The organism is Desulfomonile tiedjei DSM 6799, from assembly GCF_000266945.1.
Classification (GTDB): domain Bacteria; phylum Desulfobacterota; class Desulfomonilia; order Desulfomonilales; family Desulfomonilaceae; genus Desulfomonile; species Desulfomonile tiedjei.
Map to the genome: position 1 here is coordinate 3,792,295 of NC_018025.1, position 19,450 is coordinate 3,811,744.

Below are 19,450 nucleotides of genomic sequence, written 5' to 3' on the forward strand. Positions count from 1 at the left end.
ACTATATGGGGAATGGGGGGATTTTGAATGCAAATTGGTATGACGTGCCTCTATTCAAGCGCATGATCGAATCTCATTGATGTCACGTCAACTCCTCCAAGCACGGTGAAAAGCGAACCGTCCGGCGTCGGGAATCGAACAGACGAGTCGGCTGGCACACTTCCTGCACCAGTCACTACATATGTGCCTTCAATCGAAGGCTCGAACAGTACGAATCTGCCAACCCTTTATCGACCCATACTTGCCGGGTTTCCTATTCCACAGCGACAGATGCCGCTTCCGGGTTGGCCGATGACGAATGTTGCCCAGACACGCCGCAAACAGGTCGGCTGTTTTTTCGCTCGATACGTTCTTTAAAAGAAACGCTCGAGCAGCAACCAGGAGGAAATGAGGATGACGACAATGAAAATGTTGGCCAGTGAGGCGCTGGTCGAAACAATGGTCGCAGAAGGAGTAAAAGAAGTATTTGGGCTCGTCGGTTCCGCGTTCATGGATGTGCTGGATCTCTTTCCCCAGGCAGGCATCCGTTTTGTCTATGTTGCTCACGAACAGGCTGCAGCTCATGCCGCCGACGGACTGGCACGGGTTACGGGAAGACCGCAAGTATGTATCGCGCAAAACGGCCCTGGCGCGATCAACTTTGTTTCGGGGATCACGGCCGCATTTTGGGCTCATTCCCCTGTGGTCGCAGTCACTCCGGAAACAGGAAGCAAAGGAATAGGTACAGGCGGGTTCCAGGAGATCGATCAGTTACCTTTTTTCCAGCCAAACACAAAATTCCAAGTTCGACTCAATCGTCCCGACCGCATGGCCGAAGTGGCTCGCCGCTGCTTCTATATCGCCAAATCCGAGATGGGACCTACCCAGCTCAATATCCCGAGAGACTACTTTTACGGAATCGTCCAGGACGAAATCTATACAACTCCGGAACTACTGAGAGGCGCCGGTCCCGCAAGCCAGCTTGCAGCAGCAGCAAACCTTTTGTCACAGGCCCGGTATCCTGTGATTCTCGCTGGTGGCGGAGTTTCCATGGGTGATGCACTTGACGAGACCAAGATGCTTGCTGAATACCTGACTGCACCCGTAGTGAACAGCTACCTCCATAATGATTCTTTCCCGTACGATCATCCCCTGGGAACCGGCCCGATAGGTTACTGCGGTTCCAAAGCAGCCATGAGGACCATAGCCAAAGCAGATGTAGTATTAGCTCTGGGCTGCCGTCTCGGTCCGTTCGGTACACTTCCCCAGTACGATATAGACTATTGGCCGAAGGGTGCCAAGATCGTTCAAGTAGATATTGACAGCCGAGTGCTCGGGCTCAGCAAGCGAGTCGAATTGGGGATCCTGGCCGATGCCAAAGCATTCGCTCAGGAACTCCTGTTGAAGCTCAAAGCTCAGGATGCTAACCGAAAGTCGGACACCAATCGCATTGAAGACGTAAAGAAGGAAAAAGCCGACTGGGAGGAAGAGCTCCAGGCCACATCCTCATCATCCCAGAATCCGATGCATCCTCGACGCTTTCTTAAGGAGTTTTCCGCCGCCATTCCCAAGGACGCCATCGTCACCACGGATATCGGAAATACGTGTTCCATGGCAAATGCTTACCTGAAATTCAACGGTATTCGCCAGCACCTCTCTGCTTTGAGCTGGGGCAACTGCGGATTTGCTTACGGAGCAGCCCTTGGGGCAAAGATAGGAGCTCCGGATAAGCCGGTCTTCGCGCTCCAGGGTGATGGCGCATGGGGAATAAGTGGTCTTTCTGAAGTAATGACTGCTGTGAGAGAGAACATCCCCGTTATTGCCGTGGTGTTCAACAATTTCGAGTGGGGTGCTGAGAAAAAGAACCAGGTAGACTACTACAATGAACGTTATCTAGGTGTGGATCTCCTGAGCAATCCGAATTTTGCTCAGCTCGCCAAGGACATGGGCGCAGAAGGGTACAGAGTACATGAGGCGGGAGACGTCCAGGAGTCCATTAACGCGGCCATTGCGAGCGGCAAACCGGCAGTAATTGAGGTCATTCAACAGGGTGGGAAGACGGTGTTGGCCGAGCCCTTCAGGCGGGATGCTCTCCAGCCGGCTTTACGGTATCTTCCCAAGTATGCACACTTGACGGTCAAGCCGGAGTGATAGAAGCAGAAGTAACAATTTCCACGTGAGCGGAGTTGACACATTCTTCCTTGATCACGGCATTCCTGGTTTTCTGAATCCCGCCTAAAACCTCTTCACTAAAAGCGGAATCCCAGGATGCTCTTTTAATACCCCCTGTCATGAGAAGGTGGCAGGGGGCCTGCGGTGATTCTCAAAAGCGATCGATGATTGTGAAGAGCGATTCATCGAAATTGGTAGTCACCGACCTGCGTGCCGGGAGACAATATGTAAATAAATCCATCAATTGCGTTAGGCAGCGACTGTGTTTCTTGTCAAGTAAGAACTAGCGGTATCGCGTAACCATTTAGTCATAGCCGGGCGCGCCCTGGAAGGGCGGCCCCAATAGTAGCCACGGGTGTCAACCCGTGGACAGCCGCACGCCCCTATGCATAGTTGAATGACCCTGAAAGGGTCCACCGATAGGCAATAATTTTCAAATGTCGTTGGTCGACCCCTTCAGAGTCTTGAAAACAAAAGACTTCCCGTATCGCTTCCGTGGGTTTGCACCCACGGCTACTGTTGGGTAGCCCCTATGGGGCTGTAGAAATCTCTACCCCCTGTAACTGAATGGTTACAAGTATCGCCATTAGAAATCGCAGATCGGACCGAAGGAAGCGCGAACGTCGGGAGATGAGTCATAGACTTGTCACCCTGGAGCTTTTTCAAGGAGAACGAAATGGGTAAACAGGATGTAATAGATGCCGTAAAGGGACTTCCCACGGAGAAGGTCCCATGGGTTCCATATGCGGGGGTGCATTGTGCTCACATGATCGACCAGCCTGCCGATAAGTATCTCCAAGACCCTGATCTGATCGTCGAGGGGGTCATGTTCACCGCAGAGAGATACAAAGCCGACGGGATTCCGCTTTTGTTCGACCTGACGGTCGAAGCAATCTCTATGGGTTGCGATCACAAGTGGTGGCCGGACAACCCCCCTTCCATCACAGGGCACCCTCTCGACAAACAGAACCTCGTAGAATCCGGAATCAAGATACCTGGCCCCAAAGATGGTAGGTGGCCAGTCATCGTTGAGGCCGGCAGAAGACTAAAGGCCGCAATGCCCGATGTCGCTCTCTTCGGCATCCTCTGTGGCCCGTTGACCCTGGCCAGCCATTTGCGCGGAGTTCGGATCTTCACAGATGTGTACAAGAACAAGGTACTCGCGAAAGAAATCGTAGATTTCTGCGGTCAAGTCGCAGGTGAGTCGGCCAGGATCTATGCCGAGGAAATTGGGTGTGACGTAATAGCGATCACGGATCCTGTGGCATCTCAGATCAAACCCGAAACGTTTCGCGAATTTGTGACGCCTGCCTGTCAACCGGCCATCCAGGCGGCTAGAAAGGCGGGAAAGGTCTCGAGCTTCTTTATATGCGGCGACGCCACGAAGGTACTGGAAGAAGTGGCGCAAGTAGGAACTGACGGCTTTGCGATTGATGAGCAGTTGAACCTCACGTACGTCAGGGATGTGGCACGCAAGCATAATGTTGGCTTCGGAGGAAACCTAAAGCTTACCTTGGCTTTGTCTTTGGGCATTGTGTCGCCGCGCGAAGACGCGATCGCCTCTTTGGCCGCTGGAGGATCTACGGGATACGTTTTTGCCCCAGGGTGAGACATGCCCTACGATGTTCCGGCGGAACACGTGGATCAAGTTGTCGAGGCGGTGGAGTGGTATAACACCTACTTCGCAAAATATCCCCATCATATGATCAAATAGGAGGTTGCGATGTCGGGAAAAATACAAATCGATGTTCTCACACTGGACAGCGTTCAGTGTGCGGCCTGCGGTTATATGATGGAATCCATTGCGGCTCTGCCCAAGGAGATTCAGGACATAATCGAATACAAGGAATGGTCGATAAAGAACAAAGAGGGCATCGGAAAATTCCTTGAGATGAAAGGAAAGGTACTTCCAACCATAGCCATTCAGGGAGATCTACTCTTCGAATCCATCATTCCGCAGTACGAAGAATTGATCGATGCCATGGCCGACCGCGCCCCAAGCCAGGAAATGGCAACCAGGATCAGGATGCTCCGAGATATGGGGTTTGACTTCGACAATCTGTCAGCCAATCTGGAGCGGGCTGAAGCGGGCAAACACACACGGCGAGAGTGACGATCTCCCCATCCCGAGGCTGGCGTCGCTGGGTTAGGCCTTTCACAGTCTAACCAGGACGCCCGTTGCGATCCTTATATTTTGCTGCCCAGGCGTCCAAATCAACTCCATCGAATGCAGTGCCTTGAGTTTCGTGATCAGAATACAGCATCAGTAGCATCTAATGGACCTCGGCGCTGACATTCAAAGTGCTCTTCAGCCTTTTCCTCCAAAGCTCCTTCCACGTGATTCAGAGCGGTTGCGGCTGTCCCGATCAACGCTTGCACCCGGGCGGATTCCCTGCTCACACCTGGAGAATAGCAGACGTCAAGGAAGTCACGTGGCGCAAGTCCTCCTCGTTCGGCCGGCCGGAAATGTCACCCATGCGTCCAATCTTGTTGAGCATCTCTAAATTCCCATGATACTGCCCAACGAAATGCCATTCCGCGAGTATTGTAAAACCCAAATGATCAAAGAGCTGGCCCAGGTACTTCATAGTCGGCCCCGATTCATTAACACCTGTGTGGCCTCCGCCAAAAGTGCAGTAGACAACGGCCTTCTTTCCCTCTCTCTTGGGCGCTTTTGGTTTCACGTCACCATTGATCAAATCGTTCTTCACATGTTTCTTCAGGGACTTCGACAAGAACTCCATCATAGCCTTGCTGGGAAGCCACTCATAAACCCCTGATCCGACAAAGACGAAATCGTAATCCAGAACGTTTACGCTCTCAGGATCGAGGCTCTGTCTGACCCTTACGGTTTCAACATGATGCCCGAGACTCTGAGCCGCTTTTTCGATACAATCAGCCACCTTTTGGGTGTTGGATGTTGCCGTAGAGAAGATATTCAAGACCTTCATTCCTTTCCTCCTTTGACGTGTGTCTCACGAAACTATCGTTGATACCAATGTGCTTCGACGCAAGGAACAGAGACTCGACTCCTATGCGGCCTTTTGCGGGAAATCTCCTCCGATACGGATCCTGCGTCCCCGAGGGACTCTTGAGGTCCACCGCAAACGGCACTCCAATACGCCGCATTTCGACAACCGTATCGCTATCAGACCATACTGTGGTGAATTAACAGCATCTCGGCTTCTTCAACAATGTCATATTCGTGCTCATGCAATGCCTTGAATCTCAGCGCCGAGCCCGGGGTCAGTTCGTGCGATTGTCCTCTTACGGTCACTCTAACCTTGCCGGAAAGCACCAGGCACACTTCGGCCGTGTTCTCATGATGTTTGGGATCCGATTCCTTTCGGGCGCCGACCCGGGCTCGAACGTGACGAATCTCAAAGGCCGGAAACCAGACGTGGGTACCCTCAAATTGCCCCTTCTTGAACGGCTTGGTGATGGCAACCTCACATTGCGCCACCTCCGCAAGCCGGATCAACTCGCTTGAAGACAGATGAAAGACCGCACTGAGAGCTTCAATAGTATCTATGGTCGGATTGCCGTTTTCTGCTTCGATCTTCGCTATTGTTCCTCGGGTAAGCCCGGCCCGTTTGGCCAGTTCCTCGGCGGAGAGACTCCATTTTTTGCGCAGATTGCGGATTACGGAAAAGTCGAACTTGCCCATCGCGAAGCTCCTCTTAAATGCGGACGTTCCTTTTACGTACTATATAGTGATCATTATGTCAACTATAATATACAACCGAATGTAAATCTTCAGTGGACTTTTTTGAACAGAGTGTAACCATTCAGTTACACGGGGTAGAGATTTCTACAGCCCCATAGGGGCTACCCAACAGTAGCCGTGGGTGCAAACCCACGGAAGCGATACGGGAAGTCTTTTGTTTTCAAGACCCTGAAGGGGTCGACCCACGACATTTGAAAATTATTGCCTATCGGTGGACCCTTTCAGGGTCATTCAACTATGCATAGGGGCGTGGGGCGGTCCACGGGTTGACGAAACTGTCTCAAAACTCCATTTTGGGCTCGCGATTTGCCAAGAGATGTACTAGAAAGGAGAGGAATTCAACAACCACGAGGCTGTCATGGGCAAACAGATCCGGGCCGATTACGAACAGATCTTGATGTTTCCGCCGTCAGTGGAAGACTGGGTGGCTAAGGATCACCCGGCGCGCTTTATCCGAGATTTCGTGGATTCCTTGGATCTGTCCGAGTTGGGAATCGAGGTTCCCGACAGCGATACAGGACGTCCTCCGTATGCGCCAGATCTTCTGTTGAAGGTGTGGCTTTTCGGATACTTCAATCGGATCAGGAGTACCCGTAAGCTTGAAAAGGGTTGCCTTGAGAATATGGGGCTGATTTGGCTGACGGGGATGAATGCTCCGGATCATAATTCCTTATGGCGATTCTTCAAGGCGAACAAGAAATCATTGAGGCATCTGTTCAGACAGTCGATTCGTGTTGCTCTGAAGGCCGATCTGATCGGTCTAGCTCTTCATGCCGTGGACGGGACCAAGATCCAAGCCGTCTCATCCAACGACAAGGCTCGGGGTCGTGAGCACCTGGAGAGGTTTCTGGAAAGTGTTTCGGAGAGATTGGACCGCACGATTGCCGATGCGATGACTGAGATAGAGAGAGCCGAGCGGGAAGAGACCGGTGAGTATCGCCTTCCGCAGTCCATGCAAGACGGATTGAAACGGAAACAGCGGATACAAGAGGCTCTGAAGGAGTTGGATGAATCGGACAAGAAGTCAGTTCACCCTTCGGAACCGGAAGCTCGCTTTATGAAGAATCGCCGGACCAAAGACTTGTCGTACAACGCTCAGGCGGTTGCCGACCAAAAGAGCGGCCTTATCGTGGCCGCAGATGTGGTCACGGATGGGGCCGACAACGGGCAATTGGTCCCCATGCTCGACAAGGTGAAAGAGAATCTGGGCGCTGTGGCAGAGGAAAATGTGGCGGACGGGGGATATTTTTCCTCAGGGCAGATAGGTCTGGCCCATGAGCGAGAATACGGCATTCTTATCGGGAAATCGTCAGGGGAAATTGTTTCCGAGAGAGGTGCGGATGAGGATCTCTATCACCGATCCCGGTTCGTCTTTGATCAGGAGCGTGATTGCTTCATATGCCCTGAAGGGCGCTTGTTGCCTTTTCATCAGCGGAAAATTAACGGCAAGAACCACAATGAGGTTCGCAGGTATCACTGCAAGGATTTTCTAACGTGTCCCAATCGCTGGAAATGCTCCAAGAGCAAGAACGGACGCCTCATAGACCTCAGCGTTTACGAGGCGGCCCTAGAACGACACCGCAGCAAGAGGGAAAAACCAGAGAACAAAGAGCGCCTGAAGACTCGAAAGAAGATTATCGAGCCACCGTTTGCCTGGATCAAGAGCGCATTAAGCTTTCGGCGATGGACCGTGGCCGGAATCGACAACGTAAAGGCCCAGTGGGACCTTATTTGCACGACCATAAATCTCAGGAAGCTCTACCACCATTGGGTATCCGGCGAGGTGGCATTCACGTAAGCAGCCGGAGGGAGACCATGACCTTATAACGGACAGTACACTCGGATCGAACCTCGCCTGATCTTCACTTGACGGGACTGCTTTTTTCCCAGAAGCAGGTCCTCCCGTCCGGCTTGCGTGATTCGCCGCAGTGCGCAGGTTTTGAGACGCTTTCTGACACCCGTGGCTACTATTGGGGCCGCCCTTCCAGGGTGTGCCCGGCTATGACTAAATGGATACAACAGAGTGTAAAGCTTCAGTTATTCGCGGGAGCAATTGTGATGGATATAGCTATTCTTGAGGGCCGTTTCTTTGAAAGAGGAGTTCATAGGGGTCCAGCTTAAGATTCGTTGCTAATTGATCGAGAGTTTTCTTCATCTGTTCTGCAGGGTCGTTACCTCGTTTCTTGAGGGTGGTGAGGACGGTTGTGAGAATACTGCGCGTCTTGGCTCCGTTATCAGAAATAGATCCATAGCTGACCTTCCTTGCCACAACAGTGGGTCTCAGATCTCTTTCGGCTAAATTGTTTTCTGCCGGAATCGTTCGGTCTCGAGCCCAGTGATAGAGCCTCTCTTCATTTTCACGGAAGATACCTTGGATCCGGCGAATGCCCATATGGCGGGCCGGTCGTTCCATTGCGGCCTTAATTTCAGTCCGAAGCTTAGCCGCTCGACGATAGAATTGCTTATCCGTAATCGGTTGGCTGCGAAGTCCCTGAGCGAGTGCAAGTAAAGGAGCCACAACAGCCACAAAAGTTGAGACCTCTGCTTCTTCGGGAAACTCTTTTTCCAAATCCTGGACATCTCGCAGAAGGTGAGCGTAACAATATTGAATCTCACATGGAGCTTTCTTGTAGCCGCGGTAACGATCCACAACCAAAACGCCCGGTAGCCGATCTTTGCCGAGGACTGCATGAGCTACTTGGGACGAGCGACTCTTGCCAAATTGGAAAATGCTCAAATCGGGAGTGGCGAAGAGCCAAACGTATCCGTTCTTGCCGTCAGTGCGCCAGCTCGTCTCATCTGCGTGTTTCACAGGAGCTTGTCGATATTCTTCAATGAGCTTCTGGGGAACTCTTTCAAAAAGTCGCCCCATTCGATGATATACCTCCATCAGGCTTCCTTCGCTTACTCCAGTCTGTTCACAGATTCGTCCCATGGGAAGACCATAGAAGTAATACATCGTCATGGCATTGGCAATGAGTTGATTTCCGTAAAGACTCTTGGGAAGCACCCCGGGAGTCTGGGGAGTAAACGTGCGTTCACAACGATAACAATACCTTTTGGGTAAGCGAAATACTATTCGTTCGGGTTTTTGAGAAGGCGTATCCAGGACACTCCTCTCTTCCACCCCTTTCTTTTCAAGAATACCCCCGCATTCGGGACAGATATCTGGAGCCTCCACTTCTACCGCATAATCAAACTCGCACTCGTGGCTCTTGCGACCGGAACCTTTGTGTCCCTGCCGCGCACCTTTGGGCTTTTTCTCCTTCTGTTCACTGTTCCTCTTGATTGGTATTTTGGATGAGGGAGTGGAAGAGCCGAAGTATCCTTCTTGAGCCTTGCGCTCTTGATAGCGCAGTTTAGCCTCCAGGCTCTGGATCTTTTCTTTTAACTCGTCAATGCAACGCTGTTTTTCCAAACAAACCGGACAACCGTTTATGCCCATCCCATCATCACCTGAACAAGCGTTTCACCCACCAAGCCTATACCCCATCTCAAACCCGAACGCGAGAACCATTTAACCCCAAAAATAAAATTCTTCTCAAACTACCGCTCGAAACTGAAGCTTTACCCGGCAAGACACACATTCAAAGCTATATATGGAGAGGGAAACCCTTCTTATAAGAAGGGCTTCCTCGGTTTTCCCTGAAGTACTCAACCCTCTTGCAGCGTGAGGGTAACGGATACCCCAAGGAAGGTTCCGGGATCACTTTTAGGGGTTGTGTAATTCACTCCCGGATTTGCATCGGAGGTAGAGGGAGCATCGTATATGTTTATCTAGCCTGCATGACAAAATCACAATGAAATCAGACACTCAGATGATCGTTCAAAGCCGAATAACGCTCTTCTGTCACTGCGGCAAGGGTTTCGAGCCGTTGAAATCGTTCTTTGAGCCAAGGGAGCATTTCTTGCAGTGCTTGCTTGAGTTCCAGCGCCTCCTTGTTCGATAAGTACCCGATGGCTTGCTCCACTCGAGAGAAATCGTCCAGAAAACGAAGATCTCGATCGCTCAGGGCTCGTATAACATCCATTCCCGTCAGTCTTCGCACATTTGCAGCAGACAGTTTTTGGAAGGCAGTTGCACTCAAATTTTCGAAATCTTTCCCTTCCCCGTTTTCGTTTTCGCCTGCTCGATCAAAGGCTGCTACAATGATTGCCGAGACAGGCAGGTTTTCTCCAAAGAATCGAAGCAATAGTTCATCCAATTCTTTCCGAAAATCATTCCAATTCGAGGGCAATGCATCTCCGTCTGCTCCTTTCCATTGCACTAATTGCATCATTTCTTGTTTCCTCTCCGCTGTAATGCTATCTTAAAAGACGGTCTATAGCATTGCTCCTGCAAACAATTATGTGTGGAGGACCGTTAGCTGACTGAGACCTTACAAACAGCTATAATGGAACGTCTTTTCAGACGTGTTGCTTTGAGGCCCTGGAGGTGCCGCTCTCGTGCTCGAATCAAAGTGTTTTCTTGATAGCCGAAACGGTCGTTACTAACACAATGGACAAGAGGTCTTTTCGCGGCACCTCAGGCCCCAATGACGGCGTTTCAACGCCGGTAACTCGTCTTCGGTTAGTTAGTTGTAAAGCATTTTCTGTGCCAAATACGGGAGAATTGACTCGAAAATTATCTTACTGATTTAATTATACAAATATCACAGTGTAAATTCGATGTCAGGGCATGCCGGAATTGGTGAGAATTCTATTCCGCGCGAAGTTGGAACAAAAGTTAGAAGACAACGACCTCGCATGACCTAAATCAAAGAAAATATTTCCGAATGGGAACATGCGTCATGTTCGATTTCGCGCGTGGATGCAAGACTATGTGTCATTATCGCGCGAAATGCCTACACGCTTCATATACCTGTAGAGCGCTCCTCGAGATATATCCAAGAGATCGGCGGCATCCTTCTTGTTACCACCGCTGCGCTCCAGGGCGCATTCACACAGCCACCGTGTGATTTCATCGATTATGGCCTGAAAGGTTTTGCCCTGGCCGAAAGAGACTCTCAGCGACTGTTCATCGTTGGAAGGCAGCAGGATATTCAGGCTGCCCTCCTGAGACAACATCAGGGCCCTCTCAACCACGTTCCGCAGTTCCCTCACGTTTCCGGGCCAGCTATAACTCATGAAACTTCTCATTCCTGCGGCGTCGATGGGAGGAAGTTCCGTGAGCTGTAGGTCCTTCGCCAGTTTGGACATGATCTCTCTCAACAGAATAGGAATATCTTCGGTCCTGTCTCGTAATGGCGGCATGGTTATCGTAAACACGTTGAGACGGTGGTACAGGGGCGATAGAAACCGGCCTTCTTCAACTTCCGTTTCGAGATTTCGGTGAGTGGCAGCAATGAGCCGTGCATTGACATGAACCGCCCTTTCTCCTCCTACACGCAGGAATTCCCTGGTATCGAGAAACGTGAGCAGCTTCGCCTGCAAGGGGAGCGGCAACTCACCAATTTCGTTGAGCAATAATGTGCCACTTTCAGCCAATTCCAAGAGCCCTTTCTTGCGGGCTCTCGCACCAGTGAAAGCGCCCGCCTCATGACCGAAGAGTTCGGATTCCGCCAATTCCTTCGATATTGCAGCGCAATTCAGCGAAAAATAAGGACCGCTGGATCTCCTGGAATGGTCGTGAATCCATTGAGCCAGGTAATCTTTTCCGCTTCCACTCTCACCCTGGAGCAGCACGAGGCTGTCCGAATCGGAAGCATAGCGAGCAGTCCGCATGGTCTCGCGCATTGCTGAAGAGGGATATTGCTCCGGCTCAGGAGGGGACAAGGTGACCTGTGCCTTTTTTCTATCGGTGATTTCCCGTGAGATGCCGCAAATCCCGACCACCTCACCGGCATCGTTCTTGAGAGGTGTTCTCACCTCATGGAACGTCAGACGGACCCCGAACAAAGTCCTTGACTGCTCCTCTTCAATGGATTCCCCTTTGAGAACCCTGAGGTCTGCTTCCCTGATGAGCTTCCCGGTTTCTTCTCCGAAAAAATCTTCTGCTTTTCGCCCCAGAATTTGTGATGAATCAACTCCGAAGATTCGCTCCATTGCCCGATTTACATGCGTGAAACGCATATCAAGGTCTTTGATGAAAATGAGGTCGTTCGCGCCTTCAAATACGGTGCGAAACCGTTGTTCACTCTCGCGCAAAGCCTCTTCGGCGCTCTTTCGGTCCGTTATATCGTAGATAACAGCTATGGTGTCTTTGCCGGGATCGGTTGGATCAAGAATCTTTATCCTTACATGCCCGTCAAATAGGGTACCATCCTGTTTGACGAATTTCGCATCAGTTTGGGCAATTTCCTTACCATTTTTGTAGAGCAGCCTGCCCACTCGCTCGAATTCTGCTTCTGAAGGATACAAAACTCTTGCGCTCTTTCCCGAGAATTCGTGGCTGTTCTGAAATCCGAACATTTTGGTCCAGGACTCGTTCACCCATATTATGCGCCTGTCTTGTGTCAGTCCGATACCCACGGGAGAGAGTGACAAAATACCTCTCAGAGTTGCCTCACTCTTTCGAAGACCTTCCTCCATACTTTTTTGATGGGTGATATCATTTGCGATGAGCAGAATTCGGTGTTCACCATTGTCGGTAAAACGATTCAAACGGCAATCCAGCCAGACATTCCTGTCAAAGCTTCTCACCACAAGAACTTCTCTTCGCTTTTCCCTGCCGGTAGACAGAACTTCATCTGCATCAACGAGAAGGCCGAATCCTTTCCATGAATCCATTTCCCGAAAATTGCGTTGCCAGACTTCTTCGCGACCGGCTCCTATCATGGAGCACAGCGCTTCGTTAATGGAAATGCATTGACCGTCAGCCGTGAATACGGCCATTCCCAAAGAAGTCGCCTCGAGTACATTTTGATGTAATCCGTAGGTCATGATCTGCCGATCTCTCGTCCTTTTCGGGTCATCCAGTCTCTTCCCGAGAGGCGCTCAAGTGTTTCGAAATTACTTTCCGTGGATCGAAAGCGATCCGTTTACTCGGGTACCATAGCAAGTCAATGGTGTAAAATCCAATGATTTCGTGTAACGGCTACCGGGAATGGCAAGATGTACTATCTTATAGGGATAAGCCTTTGGAGGCAACCCTCGTGCACGAATCCGCGAACAGCGACTCGTTGAAAATGTATCGAAAAGGACTGAGAAGGCGTTTTTTGAAAGATTCAGGATGGAAATGGATGGCTGTGCGAATCTGACATTTCTCCTTTTTGAAATGCTGTATCAGGAGAAATGCCAGATATAATTGGGATTTGCCACGAATCATTCCGTATTTGCTCTCGACCCCATACCTCGTCCGGGCAAGTCCGGGCTCTTTTGTACGTTGGGATTCGTTTCTGAGAATCTACCTTTCGTATCAGCCTGAGTTTCTCTCGAACGCTTTTCGCTATGCATCATCTGTGCGTCGGTACGAGACCGTTCTCTTCCAACTTCCGGTTTATCTACAGATTTTCCCTGGCCCATTTCTTCAGGACCTCGGTCTTTTTGAGCACGTTCTCGCATAGACTCATTGGTTCCTTGTGGTCGAAAAATGTCTCTGGCGTGCCATCTTCCTTGGTCCTTGCGTTCGAGAGCTTTGTCCTGTCTCTCGTCTGAAGTTTGCTGTCGGGATCTGAGATCCTTCTTATCGCGATCCATTTCGCTGCTGCTCTTTTCCTGCTCCTGTTCCCGCTGCCGGGTCATTTCTCGTGCGCTCCGATCCCCAGTCCTTTCGGGAGAGACAGACATTTTGTGCTCAACATAGAAGTTGTGCACTCTCGGACGCCATTGAGAGAGAGCAGCGTCATTGAGTGTTTCAATTACCGGTGCTTCTTTTAGGACCGTGACGTCGATATCCGTGACGAGCGTGTCGCCCGAAGAGCTTCTCACGATATTCCAGGGTACCGGATAATAGCGACCTCTTGCCCCAGAGAAATCTCCTGAAAGAACAATGTATTCTACGCATCCCCGGTCACTCAGCACTACGTTTTGTACTTTACCCAGTGTGACCCCTTGGGAGTTCTTCACCATCTTGCCGATCACTATCATATCCTGGCCCGAAGCTTGCGTGCTCAGAAATACCAGAAGCGGGAGCACTAATAATAGACCTATTCTTTTCATTGTCTACTCCATAATTTGATGAACGACAACAAAGGGGCTCATCAATTCGCTCGAAGAGATAAACAATTGCCCTTTTATCTTACATAACGTTGTATATTCCTGGAGAGGGAGTCAACACCGTATGCAGTCCAGTCCATGAGACTGACGCTATATGAAAATGCATTGATATAATTCACAAGTGAGCTCTGTATTCTTATCGGAAGAGCTGAAGCAGCACGGAGATTTGAGAAAAAAAGAAAATTCTCATCCTCCACCCCATCTATTGAACAAGTTATGAGGAATTCCGAACTGATCCAATGCCTTTCCAACAGTCTGGTCTATAATGTCGGCAATGGTGCGGGGTCCATGATAGAATGACGGCACGGGAGGAAGGATTATCCCACCCATTTCCGTAATTGCAGTCATAGCCCTGAGATGTCCCAAATGCAAAGGTGTTTCCCTTGGAATGAGAACGAGTTTCCGTCTCTCCTTGAGCACAACATCCGCAGCTCTCACAAGGAGATTATCGTTGAGAGAAAGCGCAATCATGGACAGACTCTTCATGGAACACGGAGCCACAATCATTCCCTCGGTTTTGAAGGAGCCGCTGGAAAGGGGAGCCGCAAGATTCTCCGGAGCATGGACCTGGTCTGCAAGCTGCTCTACTTCTTCAGGAGGCAGAGTTCCTTCCAGATTCATTGTGATACGAGCGCCATGGGTAAGAACGAGGTGTGTCTCAATGTCCTCAATTTCTTTGAGAACCTGCAGGAGCCTTACCCCGTAGATCACTCCGCTTGCGCCACTGATTCCTACTATGATCCTCTGCAAGATATTCCCTTTCATGCTTTTTCGTCGCTGTGTCTGAGTCACCGTTTAGAACAAAGAGCAGGTTCCTGATGCCCGCGTCGTGCGAGAAAAGTTGCTCGCACCTGACATCTTCAGGCGTTCCGAGTCACCCCAGAACAAATCGTGTTTTATTGCAGTACGTTGTTGTTTTATTGCAGCCCCGAACTCCCGGATCACTGCCCGGTGTGCCCTAGCCAAATCCTGGGAAGCCACAGATAGAGCTGCGGGAAATACGTTATAATTACGAGCGCCACAAGAAAGACTCCGAAGAATGGAGGTATAGCCCGGGCGATCTCTTCAAGCCTTTTCTTGAAAATGCTCTGCATGACGAACAGGTTAAGGCCGAAAGGTGGAGTAAACATGCCTATGGCCAGGTTGATCGTGAAGACAATGCCCAGATGCAGCAGGTCTATTCCCAGAGCATTGGCAATAGGCGCCACCACCGGAGCAAGAACCAGCACAGCCGAAGTGGGATCGAAAAAGCATCCTACTATGAGAAGTACCAGGTTCAGTATCACCAGGAACCAGAACTGGCCGAGATCACCCACAAGAGGGACCAGCATATCCGGAACACGGGCCACAGTCAGCGCTTGAGAAAAAACGGTACTGGATGCAATGAGGATAAAAATCTGAGCAGAGAGCCTTGTGGTGTCCTTGATACTGCTCACGATCTGTTTCCAGCCCAGTTCACGATACAGAACGGCGGGGAGAAGAAAAGCGTAGACAGCCGAAAACGCCCCTGCCTCCGTCGGAGTAAAGATTCCCGTGTAGATGCCTCCGAGGATTACAATCGGAAAGCTGAGAGCTGACAAACCCTGGATCGTCTTATGAACGGCCACTTTCAAATCAAAACGCTGAGAGACATCAGGTCGCGGGCTGACAAGGAAAATGTACACAGCCAGACACCCCCCCAGGATAGCTGCGGGCACCACTCCGGCCAGGAACAGTGCACCAATAGAGACATTCGTGGCTGTGGCGAAAAGGATCATGTTGATGCTGGGAGGCATGATGATCGCCAGAGCCCCTGCTGAAGTCAAAAGGCCCAAAGCGAATCTTTCACCGTTGGTCTTTGTGATCTCTGGAAACATTACCCGGCCGATGGTGGCCGTTGCTGCAGCGGATGACCCGGAAATTGCACCAAAGATTTCGTTGGCGATTATTCCTGCAATGGGAAAACCTCCGCGAACCCTTACCAGCCATGGAACGGTGCAGTCCACCAGGCGGCGGGAGATGGAGCTATTTTCCATAAGAGCTCCAGCCAGGAGAAAATAGGGAACGGCTAGAAGTGTGAATTTTGCCACGCCGTCGTATAGGCCGATAACGACCATATCAACAGGAATGTGATAAGCGATGACCAGAATATAGAGTCCACCGGCCAATAGCCCCAAATAAATGGGAAACCCCAGGACTAAACAGGTGAAGAGAATCACAACGCCCCAGATCATTATGAACCTCCTTTCTCACAATTGACTACCGGAGGTTCGTCCCCATACTTGACCGCGGGGTCCAAAATACGCGGAATCATGATGATGATGAACGTTACGGGAAGGGCCAGAAACGCTATCCAAATCGGAAACCCCAGGGCCTGAGTGCAGGTCTTGAAGTTGTAGTTGTTGGTTATGACTCCGCATCCGGAGATCAGGAGATAACCGAATATGAACAACGTCAGGGCAGTCCTGATTGTATTGACCAGAAATTGCAGTTTGGGGCCGAACAGTCTGGACACAACTGTCATTCTCAACTGACTATTTTCACTCTCCAGCATACCCTGTGAAAGATACACCATCCAGACCATACTCAGAACGGTCATCTCTTCCATCCAGGCTATGGGTCGAGCAAACAAGTAACGCATTACGACATTGAGAAATCCCATGACAGTTATGACTACCAACAAGAAACCGGAGACATTGTCCAACACTCTCATCAACGACCTAGTGAGTTTTAGAGCAGACGACATAGCAGCCTCTCTATTCTGTCTCAACATGGGTGAAGAGTTGTGATCATGCGCTTGCAGAGGGGAAGATCGGTTCTTTGAGGAGACTCCTCCCCTCTGCTGATATTGGGGGTTGTCGGTTACTTCTCCATAGCTTTCTTTAGTCTCTCATAGATCGGCTTTGCATCGGGATTTTCCATGAGAAAAGTCTCGTGCACGAGTGTGGAGGCATTCTTGAGTTTTTGCTGTAGCTCCGGCGATGCATCCATCACTTTCACCCCGGATGCCACCATTTTTCTCATTGACTCTTTTTCGGTATTACGTGCGTATTGAGTGGCCTCGGGAACTATTTCCTTGGCGCTGTTGGTAACTATATCTCGCAAGTCTGCGGGCAAGTTGTCCAACCATTTCTTATTCATCAGGAAGACGGTCACTTCAGCGCCTTTTGGTTCGGTGAAAATGTACCCGGCAACCTGGAAATACTTCAGCATAAAAAAGAACTGAGCCGCACTCTCCAAACCGTCGATCACTCCCTGCTGAAGAGCAGTGTAAAGCTCGGGAACATCCATGGGAATGCCCGCGCCGCCCCAGGCTTTGATCTCGTTTTGAAGAACTTTTGCTCCCATGACTCGCACTTTCTTCCCTTTGAAATCGTCCATGCTGTTAACCGGGAATTTCAGAAGAAGAATACGGTCACCGTAAGGATAAAATGCGGCTGCCACCAACCCTCTGTTCTGGAGATATTCCCTCAATTTGTCTCCCGCCCTGCTATTGAGCAGCGCTGTGGCGGTCCAGACGTCTTCGAAGAAGTACGGCAGGTCGATCAATGTCAGGATATCCGAGAATCCTCCCAGGAATGCTGTGGGTTCCAGGAGCCCATGGATCGTGCCCATCTGCAATCCCTGTAACATCTGGGCATTACTGCCCAGTTGACAGGAAGGGAAGAGCTGTACTTCGATCCTGCCTTGGCTCTTGTTTTCAACCACCTTTTTGAACAGGTCCATTTCGTGGGTTTGTGGATCGTTGGTGGTAGGGGTAGCGACCCTCATGATCACTTTGTCGGCTGAAAATGCGTTTCCGACAAAAAAGATCGTGAGAACCATGACCACCAGAACAGTCACCGACAGTGAATGCATCTTTTCTTTCATAGCAAGCTCGTTCTTTTTGTTTACAAACGTAATTATTGTTGGATCGACTGCTATGTCGCGCATTCGACAATAACACATTAGACCAAATACTGTGATAGATTAAGTTCAGCGGCTCCCGGCACTTCTATGGTTTCGGGAAAACCGACCAGAGGTTTTGTTGCATCGATCCCGATCTTGGTCACCAGGAATTCGTTTTCCACCGTGGGATCCAATGCATTTGTCTTGGCCTGGGGAATGATGACTACATTACCCATGGGTTTCCAGCGCGTGCTGATAGCCAGCAGGACGCTGTAATAGTCAAAGATGTCGATGTCTTCATCCACGACTACAGCCATTTTAATGAAAGCATCGGCTCCAAATGTTGCCGCCAGTACATTTTTTGCCTCACCTTCGTGACGTTTCTTGATCCGGACGAAGCAGGTGAATCGACAACAGCCTGATGGCGGCATATACACGTCTTGCACGGTCGGACAGGCCTGCCGAACGGCTCGATATATGGAAGCCAAACGGGGAGTACCTCCCAGGAACTGATGATCGACATGCCCTGAAAACACGTCGAGATAGATTGGCTTCTTACGCATGGTAATTGCGGTTATTCTGATGTATGGATTGACTCTGAGCTTACCGTAAACAGTAGTGTACTCACCGAAAGGAGCGTCCTCACAGGTGTCGCCGGGATAAATCATGCCTTCCAGGACGATCTCTGCATCAGCGGGTACTTCCATATTCACGGTCTTGCATTTCACCAGACGGAGCGGCTCCTGCATATAGCCGCCGGTGATTTTGTATTCATCGACTCCGTACGGAACAAAACTGAGCGCTCCCATGTAGACCAGGGGATGGTGCCCGATGGTAATAGCAATCGGCATAGGCTCGTTCTTATTCATGTACTTATCGAAATTCACCCGACCGTGTCCTGTTTCTGCCAGGTGGATGCCCAATTGAGCTTTTCCCTGAAGCATGTGCCGGTACATACCGACGTTCCTGATACCGGTATCCGGATCGACCGTAACCATCATGCCTGAAGTGATGTACGGTCCGGCGTCTTTTTCGTTGTGGTACCAGATGGGAAGCTTGAACAGGTCAACATCGTCACCGGTGTAGACAACCTCCTGTACGGGTGCATTGTCGACCATCACCGGTTCCAAGGGCTTTTCTTCACGTTCTCGCAGTATTTTGTTCAGGTTGTTTCCATCAGTTCCGAAAGCAAGAGCTATTCTTTCCCGATCGGCAAACATGTTGGCAACAACCGGGATATCGGTTCCTTCCACTTTATGGAAAAGAACAGCAGGTTGTTTCCTGTCTATCTCCAGCTTGCGCAATACTGCACATCCTTCAAATTTTCGGTCTACCTCCTTTCCAACCTCCAGAAGATGTTCCTTGTTGCCCTTAATTCGGTCAAGAAAAGATTTCAGATCATACATGCTCACCCACCTCATAGCTTTCTTTGAATTTCAACAGAGTTCGTGCATAACCATCAGCGACCGGATTCCTTCTTAAAAAGGGATCCCTCTTGTTTTGCGTTGTACGAACGGCAACGATTTGCCGATTACCGTTCAGTCAAAC

Annotated in this window: 15 protein-coding genes; 4 read left to right on the forward strand and 11 right to left on the reverse strand. The window is 50.4% G+C overall.

Annotated features, from left to right (window positions below):
* Positions 1–393: 393 nt before the first annotated feature.
* The 3 genes from xsc to DESTI_RS16100 all read left to right on the forward strand — a co-directional run bounded on the left by xsc (position 394) and on the right by DESTI_RS16100 (position 4,264).
* Entirely contained in the window at positions 394–2,130 is a 1,737-nt protein-coding gene (gene xsc / locus DESTI_RS16090) for a sulfoacetaldehyde acetyltransferase (protein ID WP_014811026.1), read from the forward strand.
* Between the two features lie 697 nt (positions 2,131–2,827).
* Complete coding sequence (locus tag DESTI_RS16095; RefSeq protein WP_041286252.1) at positions 2,828–3,760, forward strand: uroporphyrinogen decarboxylase family protein; 933 nt, start codon at positions 2,828–2,830, stop codon at positions 3,758–3,760.
* Between the two features lie 114 nt (positions 3,761–3,874).
* On the forward strand, positions 3,875–4,264 hold the full coding sequence (locus DESTI_RS16100; protein ID WP_041286253.1) for a hypothetical protein: 390 nt from the start codon (positions 3,875–3,877) through the stop codon (positions 4,262–4,264).
* Between the two features lie 283 nt (positions 4,265–4,547).
* Here DESTI_RS16100 and DESTI_RS16105 read toward each other — a convergent pair whose 3' ends face one another.
* A complete protein-coding gene (locus DESTI_RS16105) occupies positions 4,548–5,102 on the reverse strand; it encodes a flavodoxin family protein (protein ID WP_014811028.1) in 555 nt (184 codons plus the stop codon).
* A 197-nt stretch (positions 5,103–5,299) separates the two neighbouring features.
* Positions 5,300–5,818 carry a helix-turn-helix domain-containing protein gene (locus DESTI_RS16110; protein WP_014811029.1) on the reverse strand — a complete coding sequence of 173 codons (519 nt, stop codon included), beginning with the start codon at positions 5,816–5,818 and terminating at the stop codon, positions 5,300–5,302.
* A gap of 418 nt (positions 5,819–6,236) precedes the next feature.
* Between DESTI_RS16110 and DESTI_RS16115 the strand changes: the two genes are divergently transcribed.
* Positions 6,237–7,676: an IS1182 family transposase gene (locus DESTI_RS16115; protein WP_014808019.1), complete on the forward strand. Its 1,440-nt coding sequence runs from the start codon at positions 6,237–6,239 to the stop codon at positions 7,674–7,676.
* A 270-nt stretch (positions 7,677–7,946) separates the two neighbouring features.
* On the opposite strand, the gene tnpC is transcribed toward DESTI_RS16115, so the two are convergent.
* The 9 genes from tnpC to DESTI_RS16165 all read right to left on the reverse strand — a co-directional run bounded on the left by tnpC (position 7,947) and on the right by DESTI_RS16165 (position 19,308).
* Positions 7,947–9,323 carry an IS66 family transposase gene (gene tnpC / locus DESTI_RS16120; RefSeq protein ID WP_014809758.1) on the reverse strand — a complete coding sequence of 459 codons (1,377 nt, stop codon included), beginning with the start codon at positions 9,321–9,323 and terminating at the stop codon, positions 7,947–7,949.
* Positions 9,324–9,684: 361 nt separating this feature from the next.
* On the reverse strand, positions 9,685–10,158 hold the full coding sequence (locus tag DESTI_RS16125) for a hypothetical protein (protein ID WP_014811030.1): 474 nt from the start codon (positions 10,156–10,158) through the stop codon (positions 9,685–9,687).
* A gap of 538 nt (positions 10,159–10,696) precedes the next feature.
* Positions 10,697–12,760, reverse strand: a complete 2,064-nt coding sequence (locus DESTI_RS29000; protein WP_014811031.1) for a sigma-54-dependent Fis family transcriptional regulator — start codon at positions 12,758–12,760, stop codon at positions 10,697–10,699.
* A gap of 381 nt (positions 12,761–13,141) precedes the next feature.
* Entirely contained in the window at positions 13,142–13,978 is an 837-nt protein-coding gene (locus DESTI_RS29005) for a PRC-barrel domain-containing protein (protein WP_014811033.1), read from the reverse strand.
* Positions 13,979–14,221: 243 nt separating this feature from the next.
* A complete protein-coding gene (locus tag DESTI_RS16145; protein ID WP_041287235.1) occupies positions 14,222–14,785 on the reverse strand; it encodes a UbiX family flavin prenyltransferase in 564 nt (187 codons plus the stop codon).
* 191 nt (positions 14,786–14,976) lie between these two features.
* Complete coding sequence (locus DESTI_RS16150) at positions 14,977–16,248, reverse strand: TRAP transporter large permease (RefSeq protein ID WP_014811035.1); 1,272 nt, start codon at positions 16,246–16,248, stop codon at positions 14,977–14,979.
* The gene (locus DESTI_RS16155) at positions 16,248–16,760 is read right to left on the reverse strand and encodes a TRAP transporter small permease (protein ID WP_014811036.1); all 513 of its coding nucleotides are present in this window, start codon (positions 16,758–16,760) and stop codon (positions 16,248–16,250) included. Before DESTI_RS16155 ends, DESTI_RS16150 begins: the two co-directional genes overlap by 1 nt.
* A gap of 116 nt (positions 16,761–16,876) precedes the next feature.
* Positions 16,877–17,884 (reverse strand): TRAP transporter substrate-binding protein, encoded by a 1,008-nt coding sequence (locus DESTI_RS16160; protein ID WP_157212180.1) that lies wholly within the window; start codon positions 17,882–17,884, stop codon positions 16,877–16,879.
* 77 nt (positions 17,885–17,961) lie between these two features.
* Positions 17,962–19,308 (reverse strand): UbiD family decarboxylase, encoded by a 1,347-nt coding sequence (locus DESTI_RS16165; RefSeq protein ID WP_014811038.1) that lies wholly within the window; start codon positions 19,306–19,308, stop codon positions 17,962–17,964.
* Positions 19,309–19,450: the final 142 nt, after the last annotated feature.

Excerpts from the sequence above, each read along its gene's own strand:
- xsc (WP_014811026.1), top strand. The coding sequence starts at position 394 with ATGACGACAATGAAAATGTTGGCCAGTGAGGCGCTGGTCGAAACAATG.
- DESTI_RS16105 (WP_014811028.1), bottom strand. The coding sequence starts at position 5,102 with ATGAAGGTCTTGAATATCTTCTCTACGGCAACATCCAACACCCAAAAG.
- DESTI_RS16095 (WP_041286252.1), top strand. The coding sequence starts at position 2,828 with ATGGGTAAACAGGATGTAATAGATGCCGTAAAGGGACTTCCCACGGAG.
- DESTI_RS16160 (WP_157212180.1), bottom strand. The coding sequence starts at position 17,884 with ATGAAAGAAAAGATGCATTCACTGTCGGTGACTGTTCTGGTGGTCATG.
- tnpC (WP_014809758.1), bottom strand. The coding sequence starts at position 9,323 with ATGGGCATAAACGGTTGTCCGGTTTGTTTGGAAAAACAGCGTTGCATT.
- DESTI_RS16165 (WP_014811038.1), bottom strand. The coding sequence starts at position 19,308 with ATGTATGATCTGAAATCTTTTCTTGACCGAATTAAGGGCAACAAGGAA.
- DESTI_RS16125 (WP_014811030.1), bottom strand. The coding sequence starts at position 10,158 with ATGATGCAATTAGTGCAATGGAAAGGAGCAGACGGAGATGCATTGCCC.
- DESTI_RS29000 (WP_014811031.1), bottom strand. The coding sequence starts at position 12,760 with ATGACCTACGGATTACATCAAAATGTACTCGAGGCGACTTCTTTGGGA.
- DESTI_RS16115 (WP_014808019.1), top strand. The coding sequence starts at position 6,237 with ATGGGCAAACAGATCCGGGCCGATTACGAACAGATCTTGATGTTTCCG.
- DESTI_RS16150 (WP_014811035.1), bottom strand. The coding sequence starts at position 16,248 with ATGATCTGGGGCGTTGTGATTCTCTTCACCTGTTTAGTCCTGGGGTTT.
- DESTI_RS16110 (WP_014811029.1), bottom strand. The coding sequence starts at position 5,818 with ATGGGCAAGTTCGACTTTTCCGTAATCCGCAATCTGCGCAAAAAATGG.
- DESTI_RS16100 (WP_041286253.1), top strand. The coding sequence starts at position 3,875 with ATGTCGGGAAAAATACAAATCGATGTTCTCACACTGGACAGCGTTCAG.
- DESTI_RS29005 (WP_014811033.1), bottom strand. The coding sequence starts at position 13,978 with ATGAAAAGAATAGGTCTATTATTAGTGCTCCCGCTTCTGGTATTTCTG.
- DESTI_RS16155 (WP_014811036.1), bottom strand. The coding sequence starts at position 16,760 with ATGTCGTCTGCTCTAAAACTCACTAGGTCGTTGATGAGAGTGTTGGAC.